At 34.4% G+C, this 4,330-nt stretch carries 6 protein-coding genes; all 6 read right to left on the reverse strand.

Features of this window, described 5'->3' with window-relative positions; genetic code table 11:
• On the reverse strand, window positions 1-124 hold a 124-nt coding region (rpmB, locus tag ACOYLP_RS11005; RefSeq protein ID WP_422856223.1), incomplete at its 3' end, for a 50S ribosomal protein L28.
• 160 nt (window positions 125-284) lie between these two features.
• Window positions 285-1,538, reverse strand: coding sequence for a CinA family nicotinamide mononucleotide deamidase-related protein (locus ACOYLP_RS11010; protein WP_422856218.1), 1,254 nt, complete (start codon window positions 1,536-1,538; stop codon window positions 285-287).
• 192 nt (window positions 1,539-1,730) lie between these two features.
• Window positions 1,731-2,075, reverse strand: coding sequence for an Hpt domain-containing protein (locus tag ACOYLP_RS11015; protein ID WP_422856219.1), 345 nt, complete (start codon window positions 2,073-2,075; stop codon window positions 1,731-1,733).
• Window positions 2,075-2,686: a fumarylacetoacetate hydrolase family protein gene (locus ACOYLP_RS11020; protein ID WP_422856220.1), complete on the reverse strand. Its 612-nt coding sequence runs from the start codon at window positions 2,684-2,686 to the stop codon at window positions 2,075-2,077. Before ACOYLP_RS11020 ends, ACOYLP_RS11015 begins: the two co-directional genes overlap by 1 nt.
• Window positions 2,687-2,748: 62 nt before the next feature.
• Window positions 2,749-3,519, reverse strand: a complete 771-nt coding sequence (locus ACOYLP_RS11025) for an exonuclease domain-containing protein (RefSeq protein WP_422856221.1) — start codon at window positions 3,517-3,519, stop codon at window positions 2,749-2,751.
• A 118-nt stretch (window positions 3,520-3,637) separates the two neighbouring features.
• Window positions 3,638-4,330, reverse strand: a 693-nt coding sequence (locus ACOYLP_RS11030; RefSeq protein WP_422856222.1) for a 2-oxo acid dehydrogenase subunit E2, incomplete at its 5' end; no start/stop codon positions are given.

Below are 4,330 nucleotides of genomic sequence, written 5' to 3' on the forward strand. Positions count from 1 at the left end.
CAGCAAGATAGAAACGTTTTTTAACTAAGTTAACAGAAAATTTTCTCTTAGTTTTATTCATAGCGTGAGAAACATTATTTCCTACCATCGCTCTTTTTCCTGTAAGGTCACAAACTCTTGACATTATGCTTATCTTTTTTCGTTATTCAATTCGAGGGTGCAAACTTAAGTAAAATAAATCATTGTAACAAAAATATTATTACAGATTTTTTGCTTTTTTTTAATTTGATTTTTTTAGAAAGAAAAGAATACTTTTATTGAACAAATTTATTAACAACTAAGTTTTAATTAAAAGGATTTTTTAAAATTTCTTTCTGCAGTATTTCCAATGCTTTATTTGTTGTTCTATCTATCACTTTTTCACGTGGTTGACCAAAATTAAATGCTGAAGTAAAAACGGCTTTAGGTGTTGCTAATGCAATAAAAACAGTACCAACTTCAGCATCAGCGTCACCTTTTGATGGTCCTGCATTTCCAGTAGTAGCAATTGCATAATCTGCTTTCATTAATTTTTGAATTCCCAATGCCATTTCCGAAACAACTGCTGCGCTTACCACTGAATACTTTTCTATTGTTTGAGCACTAACGCCTAATACTGAAATTTTAGAGTCAGTGGCATAACTTACCACACTTCCTCTAAAATAATTTGAAGCACCGGCAACTGATGTTAGTATTTGAGCAATTTTTCCGCCTGTACAACTTTCTGCAGTTGCTATTGTTTTGCCTTGTTGACTAAGTAATCTTCCAATAATGACTTCGATGGTTTCATCTTCATCAAAACCGACTATGATATCTCCGATGATTGTGGTTAATGATTGTATATTCTCTTGAATTGCTTTTTGGAGTACTTCTTCGTTTTCACCACGAGCAGTTAGTCTCAATCGAACTCTACCTGGACTAGGTAAATAGGCTAGTTTTATATATTCCGGTAAATTATTTTCCCAGTTTTCTATACGTTCTGCAACAATGCTTTCTCCCTGTCCGTATGTTAGAATTGTTTTGTGAATTATGTAAGGCCTTTTGTATTCGGATATTATTTTAGGAATCAGTTCTTCATTTACAATTCCTTTCATTTCATAGGGAACACCGGGCATTGAGACAAATACTGTTTTACCTTTTTCCATCCACATTCCGGCTGCTGTACCGTAATTATTTTTTAGAACTTTTGCTTTTGAAGGCAAAAGTGCTTGGTCTTTATTAATTTGTGTGGGTATAAAATTTAGCTTAGTAAACAATGCTACAATATGGTCTTCAACTTCTTGATTCCTAACAAAAACATCCTCAAAATAATCGCAAAAGGTTTTCTTTGTTATGTCGTCTTTTGTTGGCCCTAAACCTCCTGTAATGATAACCAAATCTACTTTATCTTGCAAGGAAGCAAAGGTATCTAAAATGTGATTTTTATCATCGGAAATGGAAAGCATTTCAGTGGTTTGAACACCAATCTTATCCAATGCTTTGGCAATATATCCCGAATTGGTATCAACAATTTGACCGATTAGAATTTCATCGCCAATGGTAACTATGGTTGCTTTCATTTTTTAGTAGCTAAGTTGATGATTTACTGAGTTTAAAAGTTTTGTTTAAGAGAAGAACATGGCAACCTTTTAGCCCTTATTAGAACAACTACCCTGCCGACAGGCAGTCTTGTAATGTGGACGGAGGAAAATCGAAAATTCATCATAGCTAATTGCCATTACTGATAACTCCCGAAGCAATCGCTTCAAATTTTACAATTCGAAATCTTTTTTGATTTCTTTTACTGCTTTTTCTATTTGACTTTGAATGCTTGCAAAAGTCTCATCAATTTCTTTGCGCTTTCCTTCTGCTTTTGTCCAGGCTTCTACTTGCAGAATTTCTTCAAAAGCGACAGTCATACCTAATAAATCAAGGCTTGGTTTGATTTTGTGAGCATAGCTATACGCTAATTTATGGTCTTTTGTTTTGATACCTAAATCAATTTGTTTTAAGTCTTCAGGAACTTCTGTAACAAACAATGTAATGATTTGCATTACGAATTCAGGGTCATTATCTGAAAGAGCGTAAACTTTTGCGAGGTTGTAGTTTATTGCCATTATTTAATGTGTAATCTTAATACTTTTTTGTTTTCTATAAATCCTTCAAGGATATCGTTTGGTAGAACTTTCGCAACTCCTTCTGGTGTGCCGGTAAAAATTATATCTCCTTTTTTAAGTGTAAAGAACTGCGAAATGTATGAAATTATTTCATCAATTTTCCACAACATATGACTTGTGTTTCCGGTTTGAACAGTTTTCCCGTTATTTTTCAATTCAAAAGTAATATTTTCTATTGAATTAAAGCTATTTTTCGGATGAAAGTCACCAATAATCGCTGAACCATCAAAAGCTTTTGCTTTTTCCCACGGCAAACCTTTCTCTTTCAATTTATTTTGAATATCTCTTGCCGTAAAATCAATTCCTAAGCCTATTTCATCATAGTATTTATGAGCAAATTTAGTGTCTATGTACTTCCCTACTTTAGCTATTTTTACCAAAATCTCAACTTCATGATGCACATCATTACTAAACTCCGGGATGGTAAAAGGGGTTTTCTTTGGTAAAATAGCAGTGTCGGGTTTCATAAAAATCACCGGCTCGTCCGGACGCTCATTATTGAGTTCGGCAATATGATTGACATAATTTCTTCCGATGCAGATGATTTTCATATTCTTAGAGTTATCAGTCGCAGTTTAAAGATATTATTGAAAACTGTGATTGAAAATTGTGTCTATTTAGTGTTTAATTTTCTCAATTTAATTCCGGTTAAAACTTTCTTCGTATATAATGGAAATTCCGCATTTTGTATCCAACCAAAATAACCCGGTTCTTTATCTAAAACCTCATCAACCAAAGCTCCCTTATGTTTGCCGAAAGTAAAAATTTCTTGCCCATCATTATTCAATGCAATGAAACCGGCAAAATCAACTGTTTTTTTTCTGGTTGTATAATCAGCCAATGTTCTCACATCATTTTCTAAATCTGCATATCTATCCAATTGAGCTTTCAGAATTTCGTAGGTTGCCATGGTATCTGCTTCAGCACTATGAGCATTTTCGAGACTTTGATTGCAATAAAATTTATAAGCAGCACTCAAAGTCCTTTCTTCTTTTTTGTGGAAAATAGTTTGCACATCAACCGAAACTCTATTTTTCATATCAAAATCGACTTCAGAGCGCAATAATTCTTCAGCCAAAAGCGGAATATCAAATCTGTCTGAATTAAATCCGGCCAAATCTGAATCTTTAATCATAGAGTGTATTTGGGAAGCCAGTTCTTTAAATGTTGGTTCGTTAGCTACTTTTTCATTCGTAATGCCATGCACGGCAGTAGCAAATGCAGGAATGGGAATAGTTGGGTTCACCAGCCATGTTTTGCTTTCCTTATTTCCGTTGGGAAACACTTTAAATATTGATATTTCCACAATTCTGTCTTTGGCAACATCTATACCTGTGGTTTCCAAATCAAAAAAACAAATAGGCCGTGTAAGTTTTAATTCCATCTTAAAAAGTTAGTTTACAAATATAAAATATTGAAGTTACTATTGGTCGATTACTGTGTTTTTTTTACAAAAAAAAATCCCGATTGTAACATCGGGATTGTACTATAATTAGTTACGATTAATACTCTCTATTCACATCAAATGCTTCTAGATAATCGGCTACTCGTTTTACAAAGCTTCCGCCTAATGCACCATCTACTACTCTATGATCATAAGAATGCGACAAGAACATTTTTTGTCTAATTCCGATAAAATCACCTTCCGGAGTTTCGATAACTGCCGGCACTTTTCGTATGGCACCAAGCGCTAATATTCCCACTTGAGGCTGGTTAATAATTGGTGTGCCGAATACAGAACCGAAAGTTCCAACATTGGTAACAGTATAGGTTCCACCTTGTGTATCGTCCGGTTTTAGTTTTCCGGCTTTGGCACGATTTCCTAAATCGTTTACGGCTTTTGCCATTCCGACTAAGTTCAGTTGATCTGCGTTTTTAATTACAGGAACTATTAAGTTTCCATTTGGTAAAGCTGCTGCCATACCCAAATTGATGTTTTTACGTTTAATAATAAAATCACCATCGACTGATATATTCAATTCAGGGAAATCTTTTAACGCTTTCGCAACAGCTTCCATAAAGATTGGAGTGAACGTTAGCTTTTCTCCTTCGCGTTGTTCAAAAGCATTTTTAACTCGGTCTCTCCACTTTACAATGTTTGTAACATCAACTTCTATAAACGATTGTACATGCGCTGAAGTTTGTACTGAAGCGACCATATAGCCTGAAATCAGTTTGCGCATACGGTCCATTTC

Origin of the sequence: Flavobacterium sp. (genome assembly GCF_049318325.1) — a bacterium.
GTDB lineage: Bacteria > Bacteroidota > Bacteroidia > Flavobacteriales > Flavobacteriaceae > Flavobacterium.